At 53.2% G+C, this 19,230-nt stretch carries 15 protein-coding genes; 8 read left to right on the forward strand and 7 right to left on the reverse strand.

From position 1 onward, the window contains the following. Positions 1-39 precede the first annotated feature (39 nt). On the forward strand, positions 40-510 hold the full coding sequence (locus tag M2407_RS02565; RefSeq protein ID WP_259216677.1) for a YkgB family protein: 471 nt from the start codon (positions 40-42) through the stop codon (positions 508-510). Positions 511-557: 47 nt separating this feature from the next. Here M2407_RS02565 and M2407_RS02570 read toward each other — a convergent pair whose 3' ends face one another. Further along, the gene (locus M2407_RS02570; RefSeq protein WP_020825950.1) at positions 558-2,597 is read right to left on the reverse strand and encodes a choline transporter; all 2,040 of its coding nucleotides are present in this window, start codon (positions 2,595-2,597) and stop codon (positions 558-560) included. Positions 2,598-3,010: 413 nt separating this feature from the next. On the opposite strand from M2407_RS02570, the gene betI reads away from it, so the two are divergent. From betI to betA, 3 genes are all read left to right on the forward strand, one after another. Beyond that, positions 3,011-3,607 (forward strand): transcriptional regulator BetI, encoded by a 597-nt coding sequence (gene betI, locus M2407_RS02575; protein ID WP_259216678.1) that lies wholly within the window; start codon positions 3,011-3,013, stop codon positions 3,605-3,607. 20 nt (positions 3,608-3,627) lie between these two features. Further along, positions 3,628-5,100, forward strand: coding sequence for a betaine-aldehyde dehydrogenase (betB, locus tag M2407_RS02580; RefSeq protein ID WP_259216679.1), 1,473 nt, complete (start codon positions 3,628-3,630; stop codon positions 5,098-5,100). Positions 5,101-5,319: 219 nt separating this feature from the next. Further along, positions 5,320-6,987 (forward strand): choline dehydrogenase, encoded by a 1,668-nt coding sequence (gene betA, locus M2407_RS02585; protein WP_142815639.1) that lies wholly within the window; start codon positions 5,320-5,322, stop codon positions 6,985-6,987. Between the two features lie 130 nt (positions 6,988-7,117). On the opposite strand, the gene M2407_RS02590 is transcribed toward betA, so the two are convergent. The 3 genes from M2407_RS02590 to M2407_RS02600 form a co-directional block, all read right to left on the reverse strand. Then, entirely contained in the window at positions 7,118-8,740 is a 1,623-nt protein-coding gene (locus M2407_RS02590) for an FMN-binding glutamate synthase family protein (protein WP_020825954.1), read from the reverse strand. A gap of 183 nt (positions 8,741-8,923) precedes the next feature. Continuing rightward, on the reverse strand, positions 8,924-9,514 hold the full coding sequence (locus M2407_RS02595) for a LuxR family transcriptional regulator (protein WP_020825955.1): 591 nt from the start codon (positions 9,512-9,514) through the stop codon (positions 8,924-8,926). A 22-nt stretch (positions 9,515-9,536) separates the two neighbouring features. Then, the gene (locus tag M2407_RS02600; protein WP_217330978.1) at positions 9,537-10,253 is read right to left on the reverse strand and encodes an EAL domain-containing protein; all 717 of its coding nucleotides are present in this window, start codon (positions 10,251-10,253) and stop codon (positions 9,537-9,539) included. 516 nt (positions 10,254-10,769) lie between these two features. Between M2407_RS02600 and M2407_RS02605 the strand changes: the two genes are divergently transcribed. The 4 genes from M2407_RS02605 to M2407_RS02620 all read left to right on the forward strand — a co-directional run bounded on the left by M2407_RS02605 (position 10,770) and on the right by M2407_RS02620 (position 15,751). Further along, the gene (locus M2407_RS02605; protein WP_012005952.1) at positions 10,770-11,297 is read left to right on the forward strand and encodes a fimbrial protein; all 528 of its coding nucleotides are present in this window, start codon (positions 10,770-10,772) and stop codon (positions 11,295-11,297) included. Between the two features lie 71 nt (positions 11,298-11,368). Further along, complete coding sequence (locus M2407_RS02610; protein WP_020825958.1) at positions 11,369-12,052, forward strand: molecular chaperone; 684 nt, start codon at positions 11,369-11,371, stop codon at positions 12,050-12,052. A 28-nt stretch (positions 12,053-12,080) separates the two neighbouring features. After that, a complete protein-coding gene (locus M2407_RS02615; RefSeq protein WP_020825959.1) occupies positions 12,081-14,696 on the forward strand; it encodes a fimbria/pilus outer membrane usher protein in 2,616 nt (871 codons plus the stop codon). A gap of 11 nt (positions 14,697-14,707) precedes the next feature. Beyond that, a complete protein-coding gene (locus M2407_RS02620; protein ID WP_259216681.1) occupies positions 14,708-15,751 on the forward strand; it encodes a fimbrial protein in 1,044 nt (347 codons plus the stop codon). A gap of 61 nt (positions 15,752-15,812) precedes the next feature. Here the strand turns inward: M2407_RS02620 and M2407_RS02625 are convergent, their stop codons facing one another. The 3 genes from M2407_RS02625 to M2407_RS02635 form a co-directional block, all read right to left on the reverse strand. Then, positions 15,813-16,271 carry a helix-turn-helix domain-containing protein gene (locus tag M2407_RS02625; RefSeq protein ID WP_044549267.1) on the reverse strand — a complete coding sequence of 153 codons (459 nt, stop codon included), beginning with the start codon at positions 16,269-16,271 and terminating at the stop codon, positions 15,813-15,815. A 205-nt stretch (positions 16,272-16,476) separates the two neighbouring features. Beyond that, the gene (locus tag M2407_RS02630; protein ID WP_020825962.1) at positions 16,477-18,054 is read right to left on the reverse strand and encodes a malate:quinone oxidoreductase; all 1,578 of its coding nucleotides are present in this window, start codon (positions 18,052-18,054) and stop codon (positions 16,477-16,479) included. 447 nt (positions 18,055-18,501) lie between these two features. Beyond that, positions 18,502-19,074: a GNAT family N-acetyltransferase gene (locus tag M2407_RS02635; RefSeq protein ID WP_259216683.1), complete on the reverse strand. Its 573-nt coding sequence runs from the start codon at positions 19,072-19,074 to the stop codon at positions 18,502-18,504. Positions 19,075-19,230: the final 156 nt, after the last annotated feature.

The following is a 19,230-nucleotide window of genomic DNA, read 5'->3' on the forward strand; positions in this document are numbered from 1 at the left end:
GTTTAATCCCGGCTGCGGGCAAGTACAACGGGAGGGACGATGGTTCAGACAATGTGGCTGCAGCGCTTTAAGCGCTCGAACTGGGACGTGGCCTTTATGCGGCTGGCGCTGGTGGTGATCTTCGCCGCTTTCGGCTATGCCAAGTGGTTTGATTATGAAGCGCAGGGGCTGGTGCCTCTGATTGGTAATAGCTCGCTGCTGGCCTGGATGCACGATGTGTTTGGCATTCGCGGTGCCAGTTATGCGTTAGGGGTTGCCGAGTGGAGCTTTGGTCTTTTGCTGCTGGCCGGTTTTTGGTCGCGACGTTTGGGGTTATTGGGGGCGGTGGGATCGACGCTGACTTATCTGACGACCCTGACGCTGATCTTCTCCACACCGGGTGCCTGGGAAGCTTCGGCCGGTGGCTTTCCGGCGATGGGGGGGGCCACCAGCTTTCTGCTAAAGGATCTGGTGTTATTGGCGGGTTCGATACTGCTGCTAAAAGCCGACTTGCCTGACGATATACCGTAAAAAAAGGCGCAGTTTTTAAACTGCGCCTTTTGGCCATGATGAACGGATCACATATCCGGGAAGGTCAGGGTATTGCCCGGCGCCTCACGGTGGATATGCACAAAGTTCAGGTGTTTCTCATACTGATCGAGAATATCGCCGATCACCTGCTCTTTGCTGTAATCCATCAGGTCATTGCCCTGGGTGCCTTCCATCAGGAAGGTTTCCAACCGGTAGTAGTGCGACTTGCCGGAGCGAGCACGATAGGTAAAGCCCGGCACCGAATAACGCTGTGGCCAGATCTGGTAGATGAAGTTCTGTTCTTCGCCCAGATGCACCAGCAGCTCCAGATGGCTCAAACGTTCATCTTCGGTCGGCGGTACCTCACTGAATTCCACTTTGGCACCGCGCAGTTCCAGCTCACGCGCCACTTCTTGCATCGCCGGTCGGCAACGGGTATCCAGCATTTTCTGCGTGTACTGCGTGCCAGGATAATTCATTACGCGCGACAGGCGCTGTTTCCAGTTGAGCACGTCATTGCTGGACACCGGCATTGGCGCACTGGTGTTCAACGCGCTGGCTTTGCGGTAATCCTCTACCCGCAATGACTTATACAATCCGGCCATCACGAAGAAGATCACAAAGCTGAACGGCAGGCCCATGATCACCGTGGTTTTTTGCAACGCGGGCACGCCGTCTGTCATCAGCATGCCGATGGTCAGCAGGCCAATGGTTATCGACCAAAAAATACGTAGCCAGTTGGGCGCATCGTTGTTGATGTCGCTCAGGCGCGAGGTGAAGTTACCCAAAACCAGTGAACCTGAATCCGCCGAGGTGACGTAGAACAGCAGGCCAGTGATGGTAGCCACTGAGGCGCTGAAGGTGAAGCCCGGATACTGAGCCAGCAGGCTGTAGAAACCGCGTTCCGGATACTGCATTACTTCCTGCGCGAAAGCGGCGTTACCGTGAATGATCTGATACAGCGCGCTGTTGCCGAAAATCGACAGCCACAGCAGGGTGAACACGAATGGAATAATCAGCGTACCGACTACAAATTGGCGGATGGTGCGCCCACGCGAAATACGCGCCAGGAACAGGCCGACAAACGGCGCCCAGGCAACCCACCAGGCCCAGAAGAACAGGGTCCAGTTGTTCATCCATTCTACCGGACGATCGAAGGCGAAGCTGTTAAGGGTCATCCCCATAAAGCGGTTAACGTAGTCGCCAACGTTGAGCACCAGCGCATTGAGCAGGAATTCGGTATCCCCGAAGAACAGCACGAACATGATCAGCCCCAACGCCAACAGCACGTTGAGTTCGGACAGAATGCGGATGCCCTTGTTAACACCTGAGGTCACCGAAATGGTCGCCATGATCACCGAAAGCAGGATCAGCGCGGCCTGAACCGTCAGGTTTTCCGGAATGTGGAACAGAACTTTCAGCCCGTAGTTCAACTGCACTACGCCAATACCCAGCGTGGTGGCGATGCCGAAGATAGTGCCCAGCACGGCCGCAATGTCTACGCTGTGGCCGATCGGGCCGTTGATGCGTTTACCGAATATCGGGTAGAGCGCCGAACGGATGGTCAACGGCAGGTTATAGCGGTAGCTGAAGTAGCCGAGGGCGATGCCCATCAGCGCATACATCGACCAGCCGGTCAGCCCGTAGTGGAACAGTGTCCACACCATGGCCTGGCGGGCGGCTTCCATCGTCTGGCCCTGGCCTTCCGGTGGCATCATATATTGCGTCACCGGTTCGGCGACCGAGAAGAACATCAGATCAATGCCGATGCCGGCGGCGAACAGCATCGCTGCCCAACTCATCAGGCTGAATTCGGGTTTCGACTGTTCTGGCCCGAGCTTGATCGAACCGAAGCGCGACGCGGCGATAAACACCACAAATACGATGTACAGAGTAGCGGCCAGCAGGTAATACCAGCCGAAGGTGGTTGAAACCCAATTCAGGGTGCGGGTGATCCATCGCCCGGAGAAATCGGTAAAAAAGATGGTCATCAGCGAGAAGGCCAGAATCAGCCCCGCCGAGGTAAAGAAAACCACCGGATTAAGGCCATCCTTTTGTGGTTTTGAGGAGGTTTCGCGTGTTGTCATCGTCTTCCTCTGTTTTTTAACAACTGAGTAAAATCGTGCCCACACACCAGCCTGAACGGACGCATCGGCGCCGTCCGGAAAAGTGCGGATATAAAGCCGCGGCAATCGCTATTCTGCTTGCCAAAGATTGCCGCTTTGCTTGTTAACGAAACAGAAAATCGTTTCGTGGTGGGAACCGCTTACAGACACTGATTTTGGTCAGATTCGTTAAATACCTCACAAAAATCAGCCAGTTCCACAACCGAAAAGTACATATTTGTAACCAAGCGGTAATAAAATATATGCAATTTTTATTGAACGTTCAATCAAAAAAAAGTTTAATAGTGAGCATGAAGACCAAGTTCAGCAGGTGAAAAGGGCGTGAAATCCCGCCGCTGAGACGAGGCCGAAGTCGGTTTTGTGAGAGTCGAATTATGCCAAAGGTAGGAATGCAGCCAATCAGAAGGCAGCAGTTGATAGATGCCACGCTGGCCGCGGTGAACGAAGTGGGAATGCATGACGCCACCATCGCGCAAATAGCGCGGCGGGCCGGAGTTTCCAACGGCATCATCAGCCATTATTTCAAGGATAAGAACGGCCTGCTGGAAGCCACAATGCGCTATTTGATTAGCCATTTGGGCGAGGCGGTGAAGCTGCGGCTACAGGCATTAAGCGACCAGAGCCCGGCATCACGGCTGCAGGCGATCGTCGCCGGTAACTTCGACGACAGCCAGATCAACAGTGCGGCGATGAAAACCTGGCTGGCGTTTTGGGCCAGCAGCTTGCACCAGCCGCAGCTTAATCGGCTGCAACAGGTGAACGGCCGTCGGCTGTATTCCAACCTGTGTGCCGAATTTAGTCGCCAACTGCCCAAGGCGCATGCGCGACTGGCAGCCAAAGGATTGGCAGCACTGATTGACGGCCTGTGGCTGCGCAGTGCGTTGCGCGGCGCGGCGTTCAACCAGACGCAGGCGATCGCGCTCACGACCGAATACATTACGTTTCAACTCCGGGGGCAAACGCCACCCTGAGGATAACCCAAGGAGAACCTATGTCCCGTTTTGGCTTACAGAAGCTCTATATTAATGGTGCCTATGTAGACAGTACCGATGGAAAAACTTTCAACGCGGTTAACCCGGCGAACGGTGAAGTGCTTGCCGAGATCCAGTCTGCCAGCGCTGAAGACGTCAACCGTGCGGTGGCCAGTGCAGCCAGCGGACAGAAAGTGTGGGCGGCGATGACGGCGATGGAACGTTCTCGTATTCTGCGCCGAGCGGTGGATATTCTGCGCGAACGCAACGACGAACTGGCCGCGCTGGAAACGTTGGATACCGGCAAGGCCATGTCGGAAACCACGGCGGTGGATATCGTTACCGGTGCCGACGTATTGGAATATTACGCGGGTCTGATCCCGGCGATCGAAGGCCAGCAGATCCCACTGCGTGACAGCGCCTTTGTTTATACCCGTCGTGAGCCCCTGGGCGTGGTGGCCGGTATTGGCGCCTGGAACTACCCGATCCAGATTGCCCTGTGGAAATCCGCACCGGCACTGGCGGCAGGCAACGCGATGATCTTCAAACCCAGTGAAGTCACTTCCCTGACGGCGCTGAAGCTGGCGGAAATCTATACCGAAGCCGGTTTGCCGGACGGCGTATTCAACGTGGTCACCGGCAGCGGCGCAGAAGTCGGCCAGTACCTGACCGATCATCCTGGCATTGCCAAGGTGTCCTTCACCGGCGGTGTAAAAACCGGCAAGAAAGTGATGGCTAACGCCTCAGGTTCGACGCTGAAAGAAGTCACCATGGAGCTGGGTGGCAAATCCCCGCTGATTATTTTTGACGACGCCTGCCTGGATCGCGCCGCCGATATCGCCATGATGGCCAACTTCTACAGCTCCGGCCAGGTGTGCACCAACGGGACTCGAGTATTTGTCCCCGCAGCGTTGCAGGCCGAGTTCGAAGCCAAAATCCTCGAACGCGTTAAGCGCATCCGCCTGGGGGATCCTACCGATCCACAAACCAACTTCGGCCCGCTGGTCAGCTTCGCGCATATGGAGTCGGTATTACGCTTCATCGAAAGCGGCAAGAAAAGCGGCGCTCGCCTGTTGTGCGGCGGCGAACGTGTGACTGAGGGTGAATACGCCAAAGGGGCTTATGTGGCGCCGACGGTATTTACCGACTGCGGTGACGAGATGGAGATCGTGCGCGAAGAGATCTTTGGGCCGGTCATGAGCATTCTCACTTACCACAGCGAAGAAGAAGTGGTACGCCGTGCGAACGACACCACCTTCGGCCTGGCTGCCGGTTTGGTGACGAACGATCTGACCCTGGCGCATCGGGTGATCCACCAGTTGGAGGCCGGCATTTGCTGGATCAACACCTGGGGTGAATCGGCGCCGGAAATGCCGGTCGGCGGGTACAAGCAGTCTGGCGTCGGCCGTGAAAATGGCCTCAGTACGCTGGAACATTACACCCAGGTCAAATCGGTACAAGTCGAGCTGGGCGAATATATTTCCATCTTTTAAATATCCCCGTCGTCTTTCAAGCTACAGCGTTGTTGGCTGCGAACGCGGACCCCAGTCACTTACTTGACTCCTGGGGTTCCACGCCCTTGCCGCCTAGCTGTAACGCGAAATCCATAGGGGATAATCCTTTCTTGCATCCAAAACTGCCTGGATATATTCAGCATGCGATATTCAAGCCATTCGCATCATTCAGGCATACGAATATTTAGGAGATAATGTATGGAATACGATTACATCATTATCGGTGCCGGCTCAGCCGGTAACGTTTTAGCCACCCGTTTAACCGAAGACGCTGACGTTAGCGTATTGCTGCTGGAAGCTGGCGGCCCGGATTATCGGATGGATTTTCGCACCCAGATGCCGGCCGCGCTGGCATTCCCGCTGCAGGGCCGTCGTTACAACTGGGCGTATGAAACCGATCCTGAGCCGCACATGAACAATCGCCGCATGGAGTGTGGCCGGGGTAAAGGGCTGGGCGGCTCATCACTGATTAACGGCATGTGCTACATCCGCGGCAACGCGATGGACTTCGACAACTGGGCAAAAGCACCGGGGTTGGAGGACTGGAGTTATCTGGACTGCCTGCCATATTTCCGCAAGGCGGAAACCCGCGATATCGGGCCTAATGATTATCACGGTGGCGACGGCCCGGTCAGCGTGACCACGCCGAAAGCCGGTAATAACGAATTGTTCCACGCAATGGTGGAGGCCGGCGTGCAGGCGGGTTATCCGCGTACTGATGACCTGAACGGCTACCAGCAGGAAGGCTTTGGCCCGATGGATCGCACGGTCACGCCGAAAGGCCGTCGCGCCAGCACCGCTCGGGGTTATCTGGATCAGGCTCGTTCCCGTTCAAACCTGAAGATTGTCACTCACGCGTTGACCGACCGCATCCGCTTCGAGGGTAAGCGTGCTGTGGGCGTTGACTACTTGCAGGGCGAAAGTAACCAAATCAACAGTGCCCGTGCGCGTCGTGAAGTGTTGCTGTGTGCCGGCGCGATTGCCTCGCCGCAGATTTTGCAGCGTTCCGGCGTTGGTCCAGCGGCGCTGCTGAACCGCCTGGACATCGATCTGGTGCACGATCTGCCCGGCGTGGGCGAGAACTTGCAGGACCATCTGGAAATGTACCTGCAATACGCCTGTAAAAAGCCGGTGTCGTTGTATCCGGCATTGCAATGGTTCAACCAGCCGAAGATCGGCGCAGAGTGGCTGTTCAACGGCACCGGCGTGGGCGCCAGCAACCAGTTTGAAGCCGGTGGCTTTATCCGCAGCCGCGAAGAGTTCGCCTGGCCGAACATTCAGTACCATTTCTTGCCGGTGGCGATTAACTACAACGGCAGCAACGCGGTGAAAGAGCACGGTTTTCAGGCGCACGTCGGTTCAATGCGCTCCCCAAGCCGTGGCCGGGTGCAGGTGAAATCGAAGGATCCGCGCCAACATCCGAGCATCTTGTTCAACTATATGGCGACCGAACAGGACTGGCAGGAGTTCCGCGATGCCATTCGCATCACGCGCGAAATCATGGCGCAGCCTGCATTGGACGAATACCGCGGCCGCGAGATAAGCCCGGGGCCAGAAGTGCAGACCGACGAACAGCTGGACGCTTTTGTGCGTGAGCATGCCGAAACCGCCTTCCATCCTTCCTGCTCATGCAAAATGGGCGAAGACGAGATGGCGGTGGTGGATGGGCAAGGGCGAGTGCACGGTATGGAAGGCCTGCGGGTGGTGGATGCGTCCATTATGCCGCTGATCATCACCGGTAACCTGAACGCCACCACCATCATGATCGCCGAGAAGATTGCCGATCGTATTCGCCAGCGCACGCCGTTGTCGCGTAGCACTGCCGACTATTACGTGGCCGGCGACGCCCCGGCGCGTAAGCCATAACCCACATGCCCTCTCGCCGTTGAGGGGGAGGGCCGCTGTAGCAAGCAACCCCCTCTCCAATGTCCTTCCCCGAGGCGAGGGGGCAATTCATTCCCGTTATCTCTCACCTCAGCAGGTACAAACGTACCCCTTAAGCCGGCAGGGCGATCGCCTGATCGAAACTGTTTGGCGTCGCCATGCGCCACATGCGCGCATAAAAATCGCTTTCGATCTCTTTTTGCAGCAGTGCACCAGGCTCCAGGTAGTAATAGATGTCGGCGTAGACCTTGATTTCGGTTGAAGTAATACGGCGCAGCATATGATGCGAAGTCAACTGCTCAGGGCGGCTGACGCCCGCCGCCGCAAGCATTTCTGCCAGCGCTTTCACCGTATTCTGGTGGAAGTGATAAACGCGTTCGGCCTTGTTTGGCACCACCAGGGCTTTCTGTCGCAGTGGATCCTGGGTGGCGACCCCGGTAGGGCAGTGATTGGTATGGCAGCTTTGCGACTGAATGCAGCCGACGGCGAACATAAAACCACGGGCTGAGTTCACCCAGTCGGCGCCCAACACCAGCACGCTGGCGATGTCGAAGGCGCTGATGATTTTACCGCTGGCACCAATCTTGATTTTGTCGCGCAGTCCGCAGCCCACCAGGGTGTTATGGACGAATAGCAACCCTTCGCGCAGCGGCATGCCCATATAGTTGGACAGTTCGAGCGGTGCTGCGCCGGTTCCGCCTTCTTTGCCGTCCACCACGATAAAGTCCGGCAAGATCTGGGTTTGCAACATGGCTTTGGCGATGGCGACAAATTCCCACGGGTGGCCGATACAGAGTTTGAAGCCCACGGGTTTGCCACCGGACAATTCACGTAGCTGCTGGATGAAATGCATCATTTCAATTGGCGTGCTGAAGGCGCTGTGCGAAGCCGGAGAAATACAGTCGACCCCTTCAGGTACGCCGCGCGTTGCGGCGATTTCCGCATCCACTTTTTTCGCCGGCAGTATGCCGCCATGTCCGGGTTTAGCACCCTGGCTGAGCTTGATTTCAATCATTCTCACCTGCGGTTTTTTAGCCTGCTCGGTGAAGCGTTGCGGATCAAAATGGCCGTCGGCGGTGCGGCAACCGAAGTAGCCGCTGCCCAATTCCCAGACCAGGTCGCCGCCATTTTCGCGATGATAACGGCTGATACTGCCTTCGCCGGTGTCGTGGTAGAAATTGCCCTTTGCCGCGCCGAGGTTGAGGGCGCGAATGGCGTTGGCCGACAGGGCGCCGAAGCTCATGGCGGAGATGTTAAAGATCGACGCGGAGTAGGGTTGGCTGCAATCTGGACCGCCGATCGTCACGCGGAAGCTGGTGGGGTCAGATACCTCGACCGGACGCATGGAGTGCCCGATACATTCGTAGCCGGTTTGATAAACGTCCAACTGGGTACCGAACGGCTTGTCGCCCATTTCATTTTTGGCGCGTCGGTAAACCAGCGTGCGTTGGGTACGTGAAAACGGGATCTGCGCGTTATCTTCTTCCAGTAAGTACTGGCGTATTTCCGGGCGAATAAACTCGAAGAAAAAGCGCAGTCGGCCGATGATCGGATAGTTTCGGCAGATGGCGTGGCGTTGTTGGGTCAGATCATAAATGCCCAGAGCGCTCAGACCACCAAAAATGATCGTCGGTAGCCAAAACCAGGGGCTATGGGACAACAGCGCCAAAGACGCCAACGTCAGCAAAAGACTCAACACAAGGCAGGTATAACGGCTGAATAATGATGACTTCATAACATCTCCTGATGTTTTTATTAGTCCAGACGACATGGCTCACAGAAAGTTTGCTGAGCGGATCCTAACCAATAGACAGGAGTGTTATGTGGCTGTTACTGCTTTATCGTTGATTGTTACATTAATTTAACGTTGAGTCCGCCCTTCAGGCCGCCGGGTGGCAGCCTGAAGGGGAGGAGGGAGTTACTTGCTGGCAACGAAAATACTGCTCATGCTGCGCAGACGCAGCTTTTTCATCGCACTGTATTTCTGAGAGAAAATCGTTTTGGGGTGGGTGCCGCGCTTTTGGGCAATATGCAGCAGGCTGTCACCGCGCAACAGGTTGAAGATAACGTCGCTTTCCGCCGGGCTAAGCTCGCGGGTTTTCTGCATTTTTATCCCCCCGGGCTCTTTGCTTTCCAGCAGGTTCTGTATTTTTTCCTGCAGCGAATAAAGTGGAATGCGTGTAGACACCAATTCAACGGAGATGCCCAGGATCGACAATAGTTTCACCACGCGTTCATCGTCATAAAACACCAACAGACGCGTTTTGGAGTTGTATTGCTGATGCAAAGACACCAGGCTTTCAATGACGTTAACGCTTTGCTCCAGATTTTGTGAGGTGAAGATCAGGGCGATGTCGTGCTTAATTATTTTCTCCGCCTTGGCGCCACCGTGCATAAAATCTGAAAACAGTCTGATATCGTACTTGCCGTAATGTTTTTTCAGTAACACCGAAAGGCCGACATAGCTGTACTTACACTCACTAATAACAAGGACATTGTTTTTAGACATAATGGCAAACACCCATAATGAGTTAAAAGTATTCAGCTGTAAGAAGCGAGTTCAAATCCTTGATGTCGGATTCCTTCCACAGCTTTCCCTGCAGTGCGTAATATGGCATTTCGTCCAGCCATTTTTTATGCTCGGGGGTTTCAACCCCTTCAATAATTACCTTGTAATGATTAAGGTAAAAAAAGCGCAATAAAGCGCGCATTAAACCGTCGCCGCCCGACTTTTTCATAAAGTCCCATAACAAAAAGCGGTCGAGTTTAACGAAGCGGAACTGGCTGTTATACAGCGCGGAAAAACCCGCATAGCCAGAACCAAAATCATCGAGCCAAAATGAATAGCTCTTTAGTGAAGGATCGCCATGAACGCGATCTTTAACCAAACGGGTTGAGTTCTCACTGATTTCGAAATGTATACAGCGAGTGGCGCTAATTCTTTCTGCAAAATGGCTATTGGCCAACGAGCGTAGAGAATGGTCATCTACATTCAGCGTGGCTATAACCTGATTTTCACGAAACCAGTGATTATATTTCTCTATCAGACTGACCTGGTCTAACAGAATCTCAATTCGGGTCTCGCTATCGGCAGTACGAAAGAACTGTTCAGGAGAAAAATGCGCATATTCACTATTAAAAGTGAATCGAGATAGGCACTCAACGGCCAGCAATTGTCCGGATTTTGCGAACATTGGCTGGAAAACATAATTAATTCCGTTATTTTTCTCTCTAAAAGAACTGCGCATTCCTCAATCCCTTGATTGATATGTAACTGCCTGTTTTTTAACTAAAATTAATTCAATATCAGGCTGTTTATAGGTAAATGTCTTATTTGGTGCGACGTGATTGTGAAATGTCGCTTGCAGACCATTTAACGCGCATTTAGTCGTGAAGTCCAAAGGGCTCTAAAGGTAACAAAATGTAAATATACGGAATAATATGCTGTTAATCAGGCCTTAAAGAAAAATGTCTGACTGCATGACTTTCCAAAACACAGATTATTCCTATTCGATTGAATCGTCAACATCGATCGATAGGTATTTGTTGATAGTTTATTCCTATCAAGAGGGGGGTTATGAATGTTTTAAACGATTTAACAATAAGAATGCGCTTAGTCTATATTTCGTCCGGCAATGGGTTCATCGAGGCAACACTCCTTTTAAGCAAGGAGTGCTATCGCTGAGTGTATGCTCAGTGCCGGGGAACTATATATTCGTCTGTCACTGAATCGATTATTTTATTGTTTTTCTATGGAGCTGGAAATGAAAAAAGTATTATTGCCTTTGGCCGCGCTGGTATTGTCTGCTACTGCTTATAACGCTACTGCTGCAAGCGGCAACGTTAAATTCACCGGTGAAATCGTACAGTCCACCTGTAAAGTTGTTGATAAAGACCAGAATAAAGAAGTTTACCTGGGTAAATACCCTACTACCGCATTCCCAACTTCTGGTTCTACCAGCGGTGCTAAAGCTTTCGATATTAGCCTGGAGAAATGTGAAGCGGGTAACTACACCCTGCGTTTCGACGGTAACACCCCAGCTGGCCACCCAGAGCTGTTGGCTGTAACTGGCGGCGCTAACGGCGTTGGCGTTGAAATCCTGGATAACAACGGCGCAACTCTGCCAATCTCTCAGGAAGTTGCTACCCCAGCGACCGTTTCTGTTGCTGCTGATGGCGACAACCCAGGTTCTGCGACTTTCAACCTGCGCGCTCGTTATAAATCTTACCAGGATCTGGTAACTGCGGGTCAGGCAAACTCTAACGCTACCTTCACCATCGAATACAAGTAATTTAATTCGCTGGCAGGATAGATAGAGCTATTGGCCACGGACGGCTAAATTCTGAGAGTTGAGATATTCCGATGAAAAAAGTGCTTTCTTGTATTTTATTCGCGTTTTCCGTAAATGCTTTTGCCGGAATTCAGGTTGATTCGACGCGCGTAATTTATAACAGCGGAAGTAAATCCGCATCGCTCTCAATCAGCAATGACAGCGACGACACCTATATGGTGCAAACCTGGTTGGATACTGGCGATTCAAGCCAGATGCCGAAGAATTTACCGATCGTGGTCACTCCACCTATTTTAAAACTGGCTGCCAAAAAAGACGCAATTCTGCGCTTTATTTATTCCGGCAGCGGGTTACCGCAGGACAGAGAAAGTCTGCTCTGGGTAAACGTACAGGAAATTCCGCCAACGCCTAAGCAAGACAACGTGCTGCAGGTGGCGATCCGTACCCGTATCAAACTGTTCTACCGCCCAGAAGCCTTGAAGGCCAACCTGCAACAGCAGGCAGAGGCACTGAAATGGCAGCGTCAGGGCAGCAATCTGGTGGTGACCAACAATGGTCCACTGTTTGTGACGCTGGGTGTACTGACGCTGAAAAGCGGTGGCAAAAGCTGGAAAGTGAATGCCGACATGGTGAAACCGCAAGATAGCCTGCGGATTGCTCTGCCACAGGGCGCGCAGTCGGCCAACAGTATGTCGTTCACCTATATCAACGATTACGGCGGCCACACCGAGATTAAGAACGTTGCATTAAATTGATTTAAGCCCTTCAAGGAATGAACAAAAAATGGCACATAAAAGAATAACAACCCTCACGCCAAAACGTTTGGTCAGGCTGATTAATGGTGTAATTTATTTTTCTGCGGTGCCATTTTCATTCTCTCATATGGCCATGGCGGAGGAGCAGTTCAACACCTCCTTCATCCATGGCGATGACAACATTGCCCAGGTGGCAGCGTTGTCCAGCGGCGATGATATCCTGCCAGGTAAATATCCGTTCGATATTTACCTGAACGGACAGCGTATCGATCACCGTGACATCGAATTCAAAAAAGACGCCAAAGACACGCCGGTAACGCCTTGCCTGACTGCGCAGGATTACCAGGACTACGGTGTAAAACTGCCGGGCGATATGAAAACCGAAGGTGCCGCACAGTGCTACGCTCTGTCACAGCAAATTTCGGGTGCCAAGCTGAGCTACGACGCAGCCATACAGCGTATGGATTTGGAAGTGCCGCAGATATTCCTGGAGCCGCGTCCACAGGGTGCTATCTCGCCGAAGGTTTACGATCGCGGGATTAACGCCGGTTTCGTTAACTATAACTTCAGCGGCAACCATAATAATTACCGTAATAACGCCAACGATAAAACATCCGACTACTACTTCCTGAGCCTGAACAACGGCATCAATGTCGGTAATTGGCGCCTGCGTAACAACTCGACGCTGAATCAGCAGTCGGGTGCCGGCACGCACTGGAATACCGTTTCAAGCTGGGCGGAAACCGACATCGTTTCCCTGCGCAGCCGTCTGGTGATTGGCCAGACCAACACCAATAACAACGTATTCGACAGCATTCAGTTCCGCGGTGTGCAGATTTCCAGCGCCAACGATATGCTGCCGGAAAGCCAGCGCGGTTACGCGCCCGTGGTCCGTGGCGTGGCGTCGACCAACGCCCGCGTTGAGATCCGCCAAAACGGCTACACCATTTACAGCACCAACGTGCCGCCGGGTCCGTTTGCGCTGACCGACATCTTCCCAAGCACCTTGAGCGGTAACCTGAACGTCACGGTCATTGAGGCCAACGGTTCAAGAACCTCTTTCGTGGTGCCGTTCTCTTCCGTGCCGAACATGCTGCGCGAAGGGATCTGGGACTACCAGATGACCGCCGGTAAATACCATGACGGCACCACCAAATACCAGCCGAAGTTTGTGCAAGGCACCTTGTCCCACGGCATGGCGTATGACATCACGCCTTATGGTGGGGTGCTGGTCGCGGAAAATTACCGTTCGGCGGTAGTGGGTATGGGTAAAAACATGGGTGTCTGGGGGGCAGTTTCCTTCGATATGTCCTATTCCGACACCAACCTGGTCAACGGTGACGACAAACAGGGGGAGAGCTTCCGCTTCCTGTACTCCAAATCGCTCAACGACTGGGGCACCGAATTCCAGATCGCCGGTTACCGTTACTCGACCTCTGGTTACTATGATTTCTCTGATGCGGTTGCGGAACGCGATCGCTATGAAAACGGCGTCTACCGTAACGATTACTACGATGAGAATGACCGCAATCTGGGCGTGCCGGATTGGGCAGAATCACGTCGTCGTACCTATTACACCAGCCGTTTCAATAACAAACGCCAGCGTGTAGAGTTGTCGATCAACCAGCGTATTGCCGGTAACTCAACGCTGTATACCAATATCAGCAACCAGTCATATTGGGGCGGCTCCGGCCAGGATCGCACGGTTCAAACCGGCTTTAACAGCAGCTACAAAAATATCAGCTACGGCGTGTTCTATCAGGACAGCCGCAGCAACTACGGTTATAAAGATCGCAGCATCAACATGAGCGTCTCTATTCCGTTCAGCTTCTTCAGCCGCGATTCGTCTGATATGACGGCCAGCTTCAACGCCGGTCACAGCAAGCAGAGCGGTAATACATACAGCGCTGGCCTGAGTGGTACCGCGCTGGACGATAACCGCCTGAACTACGCGGTGCAAAGTGGTCACGATCGTTACTCCGGCCAAACCAGCTCGGCTAACGTCGGCTACCAGGGCAGCATGGGTACCGTCAATGCCGGTTACAGCTACAGCAATGATTACCAGCAGTCTACCCTGGGCGTGTCGGGCGGTATCGTGGCGCACTCCGGCGGCGTGACGCTGACCCAGCCGCTGCAAAATACCTTTGTGCTGGTTGAGGCCAAAGATGCCAAGGGCGTCCGTCTGGAAAACCAGCCGGGTGTGGCTATCGACCGCTTCGGTTACGCGGTAATGACCTCGGCCTCACCTTATCGTCATAACCGCGTGGCGTTGCGCACTGAGGATATCGGCAACGGCCTGGATATCCCGATGGCGGCCCGCGACGTGGTACCGACATATGGCGCCATTACCCGCGTGAAATTTGAAACGCATACCGGCCAAAGCCTGCTGGTACACAGTAAACTGTTGGACGGCAGCGTACCGCCAATCGGCGCCAACGTGTTTAGCGCCGACGGCAAGAACAACGGTACCGTGGGTACCAATGGGGATATTTATATCTCCGGCGCATCCGCAGGGGATCGCCTGTTGGTTAAATGGGGCAGCGATGCCGGCGACAGCTGTTCACTGGTGGTGCCGGAACTGAAATCGGCGACCGAACAGCTGATGGGCTATCAGGAACTTTCGCTGACCTGCGGAAAACCGTAAAAGGAATGAATATGTCTTCTTTGTTGTTAAAACATAAAAACCTCGGGCTGGCGGCAGGGCTGCTGGTCACGCTGGGGACGTTCTCGCAGAGCAGCTTTGCGCTGGCTTGTAAGCAGAATGGCAACATTCGTCAGGATATCGTGTTGGATAAGGCGATCAAGGTGTCAACGGCCAATACTGCCCCTGGGGCATTACTGTGGCGTTCACAGACCTTCACTTCGACCTTCCAGTGTGTGGATGACTGGAATAACCCAAAAGGGGAAAATGCCTTCCTGTACTGGGATCCTAAGGCTCGCATGAGCCAGATCCATAACTCGATTGAAGTCGGTGTAACCTACAACGGCCTTGATATCAAGCCAACTAAAGGTGCCAAGCAAGACGTGGGGCCGGGTACCGAGTGTCGTCGTTCCGGCTCACGATGTCTTTCACCAGCCAGGTCGTTGACCGTGACGGTTTCCTATGCCATTTACATCAAGGCGACGGGTAAGGCGCCACCTGCGGGCGGCAAGATCAATGACAATAACGCGTATTCCGTATTCCAGGTGGATGGGGTTGGTGGTCTGAACGGCACGCCAGACAGTAACTTTAACGCCTATATTTCCGGGTTGGGCAACATTCAGTTTATCTCTTGTAACCCGAAAATTACCGTGGTGGCTAACAACGGTTCAACCGTAAACTTTGGCACCATTCCGCGTCAAAATGCGGTGGCCGGCAAAATCGAGAAGCAGGTTCCTTTCTCCGTTGCGGCTAACATGTCTGACCCGACAACCGGGCAGGATTGCAAAGGGGAAACCTTGCAGGCCAGTTTCAGCACCACTTATCCCTTGCAGGATAACAGTCTGATTATGCCAACCAGCAACAGCGGCTTCGGTATTTTAATTTCGCAGGCCGCAACGCCGAACACGCCGATCATGATGAACTCCCCGGTTGATCTGGGCCTGGTCAACGGTACCATCGTTGAGAAGAACTTTTTGGCTAGCCTGAAATGGCTGAATACCAACCCGAAGGTGGGGCCATTCACCGCGTCGGCCAATATCGACGTCACCTTCAAGTAAGATTTCTCAATAAAAAAAGGGGTTCAGCGCAGGCTGAACCCCTTTTTTAATGCAATTTCTCTCAGTGTTGACCAACCCAGTTGGTACAGACACTGTCCAGGCATTTACCGGCATACCACAGATGCACGCCAGGGGACTCGTGGCGATGCCCGTTCAGCGGTTCTATCGGTTGCGGGTGCATCTCTGCGACGTCCCAGCGGGTTGTACGACGATAAACCGCCGGCGTTTTGCCGAACTGTTTTTTAAATGCGCGTGAAAAAGACGGCTGAGAATCAAAGTGGAACTGCAGGGCAATGTCGAGAATAGGGCGCGGTGTCGAACGCAGTGCTTGCGCGGCTTGCGACAGTCGACGCTCGCGGATGTAACTGCCTAAAGCATGCCCGGTAGTGCTGCGGAACATCCTTTGCAGGTGCCACTTGGAGTAGCCTGACTTCGCCGCTACGTTGTCTAACAGTAACGGCTGATCCAGATGGGTTTCAATCCAGTCCAGCAAATCGTGAATGATATTAACGCGATCCATTGTTTTAGTTCTCCTGCGGGTACGACATTCAGGTCACAGTAGGTAACAGTAATTATCCAAGCTAGTACTTTGATAATAGGCCGCGGAGACGGGTTACGCAAGTGTTAACCCGGAGGAAAAAGGTGGCTAAACGTGCTCTTTGGGTCGCAGGGAAATGAAAAAGGCCGCACGTGGCGGCCTTGAGCAAAGAGGGGAAAGGCGGGGATCAGTTAGTTTCCGGCTTCACTTCGATATAGTCCAACTGCAAGACGCTGCTGGTGTAGCCGCGGATCTTGTTGGTCATTTCAATATCGCCGTTCAGCTTGTGGCCGTAAGACGGAATGATCTCTTTCAGTTTGCTCTGCCATTCCGGCGTAGCCACTTTATCTTTGAACACTTTCTCCATCAGGTGCAGCATGATCGGTGCGGCAGTTGATGCGCCCGGTGATGCACCCAGCAGAGCGGCAATGCTGCCATCTTCGGAGCTGACCACTTCGGTACCGAACTGCAGTACGCCACCTTTATCTGCATCTTTTTTGATGATCTGCACGCGTTGGCCGGCAGTCCACAGTTTCCAGTCTGCCTGTTTGGCTTCAGGGAAGTACTCTTTCAGCGCAGCGAAACGATCGTCGTCGTTCATCATCAACTGACCCACCAGGTATTTCACCAGGTCGAAGTTGTCCAGCCCGACGTGGGTCATTGGCATCAGGTTCGAAGTGCTCAGGGAGTGCAGCAGGTCGAACAGCGAACCGTTTTTCAGGAACTTGCCGGAGAAGGTGGCGAACGGTCCGAACAGCAAGACACGCTTGCCGTCCAGCATGCGGGTATCCAGGTGCGGAACCGACATCGGCGGTGAACCTACGCTGGCCAGGCCATAAACCTTGGCCAGGTGTTGGTCAGCGATTTCTGGGTTGGTGGTGACCAGGAACTGACCGCCGACCGGGAAGGCACCGTAGCCTTCGGCTTCGGGAATGCCGGTTTTTTGCAGCAGCGTCAGAGAAGCACCGCCTGCACCGATAAACACGAATTTGGCATTCACGGTGGTTTCTTTGCCGTCACGGTTCAGATCGGCCACGGTGACGCGCCAGGTGTTGTCGGCGTTGCGCTTGATGTCGCGGACTTCATGGCTCAGGTTCAGCTTGAAGTTCGGGTTTTTGGTCAGCGTGTCCACCAGTTGGTGGGTGATCACGCCAAAGTTAACGTCGGTACCCAGCGGCATGCGGGTCGCAGCAATTTTCTGCGCCGGATCGCGGCCGTTCATCACCAGCGGAGCCCACTGTTTAATCTGGTTAGGGTCTTCTGAGTACTCCATACCACGGAACAGGGTGCTGTGTTGCAGTGCGGCATAGCGTTTGCGCAGGAAGTTGACGTTGTCGTCACCCCAGACAAAGCTCATGTGCGGCACGCTGTTAATAAAGGATTTTGGATCTTTCAGGACGTTATTTTTCACCTGATAAGACCAGAATTGACGCGAGATTTCAAAAGACTCGTTAACCACCACGGCTTTGCTGATGTCGATGGTGCCGTCTTTTTTTTCCGGGGTATAGTTCATTTCAGCGAAGGCGGAGTGACCGGTACCGGCGTTGTTCCAGCCGTTGGAGCTTTCTTCAGCCACGCCGTTCATGCGCTCATACATGTCGATGGACCAGTTTGGCTCCAGCTCATGCAGGTAGGTCCCCAGCGTGGCGCTCATGATGCCACCGCCGATCAGTACCACATCAACGGACTTATTCTCTTCCGCCGTCGCCTGTTGCGTAACGCCAAACAGGTTCAGACAGAAGATCAGGACGAGTAATTTTCTCATTGAATCAAATCTCTTGTGTGTAAATTCTACTCATTGCAGGTGAAAGAATTTATCGGGAGTTACCCTGGAAATAAGTAAAACTAACCCGCCCGGCTAAGCCGAGTGACAGTGATAATGTCTTTTTGTTAATCGTTTTCTTAACGAAAAGTGGATTATTACAGGCTGTCTGGGGACAGGTTGTTCAACTCTGGTTACTGCGGGGATATTATTGTTTGCAATATTGTTAAAAACTACTTTTGTAACTAAAAAAAGCCCATTAAAGGCAGGAATCATTCATTTATTATTTTTATTTAAATATAACCGCTAAATTAATAAGGTCTAATTGCCGCTGATTTAAACGATATGCCATTATCACACAATATTTATGGAATAATGGCAAATAGCAGCAGGTAACAAAATGAAAATGGCCGCCGGGCATTTCAGTGCGGCCAAGATGCTGGTTGACGCTTAGCGGCGGGCCTTCATTGCTGCCGACGGCCACTCTTCTTTCAGCAGTGCATAAATCAGTTCATCACCCCATTGGCCATTGAAACGATCGTTTTGTCGCAGGTGCGCCTCTTTGCGCATCCCCAGACGTTCGACGACCCCGATAGACCCCTGATTGGCAGCATCGAGCCGGGCAAAAATGCGGTGGCAGCCCACTTGGTTAAACCCCCGATCCAACACCGCTTGCACGGCTTCGCTGGCATAACCTTTACCGGCATAGGCCGGGCTGAAGATATAACCGATCTCGGCTTGTAATGCTGCGCGGTTAGCCAGTTTCAACAACACTTCACCGATCAGCTCTCCGCTGTCCTTCAGGGTGACGGCGCAATAAAAAATATCGCCGTCCTGACTGAAGCGCGAAGCTATCGCCTGAGCAAGCTGATCGGCCAGTTGCGCGTTGTCCGGGGTGGGGGCATACAGATAACGATAGACCTCCGGCAAACGGTGGTAAGTCGAGTAGGCTTCGAGATCGTCGAGCGTGAAGCGGCGCAGTTGCAGGCGTTCGGTGGTGAAGGGCAGGGTAATCAAATGCAAGAGCTCATCCTTATTGTCGGGTGGGATCACATTGGTTTGTTTACGGACAGGGCAGAACATTTTTGCGAGGAATACAGGTCCCACAATATAGCAGTAGCCTGGAGGTTTCAAACGGCGAAAACCCTGTTCATCGCCGGCGTGAGCAACGATGAACAG

This window comes from Serratia sp. BIGb0234 (assembly GCF_024809915.1).
Classification (GTDB): Bacteria; Pseudomonadota; Gammaproteobacteria; order Enterobacterales; family Enterobacteriaceae; genus Serratia; species Serratia liquefaciens.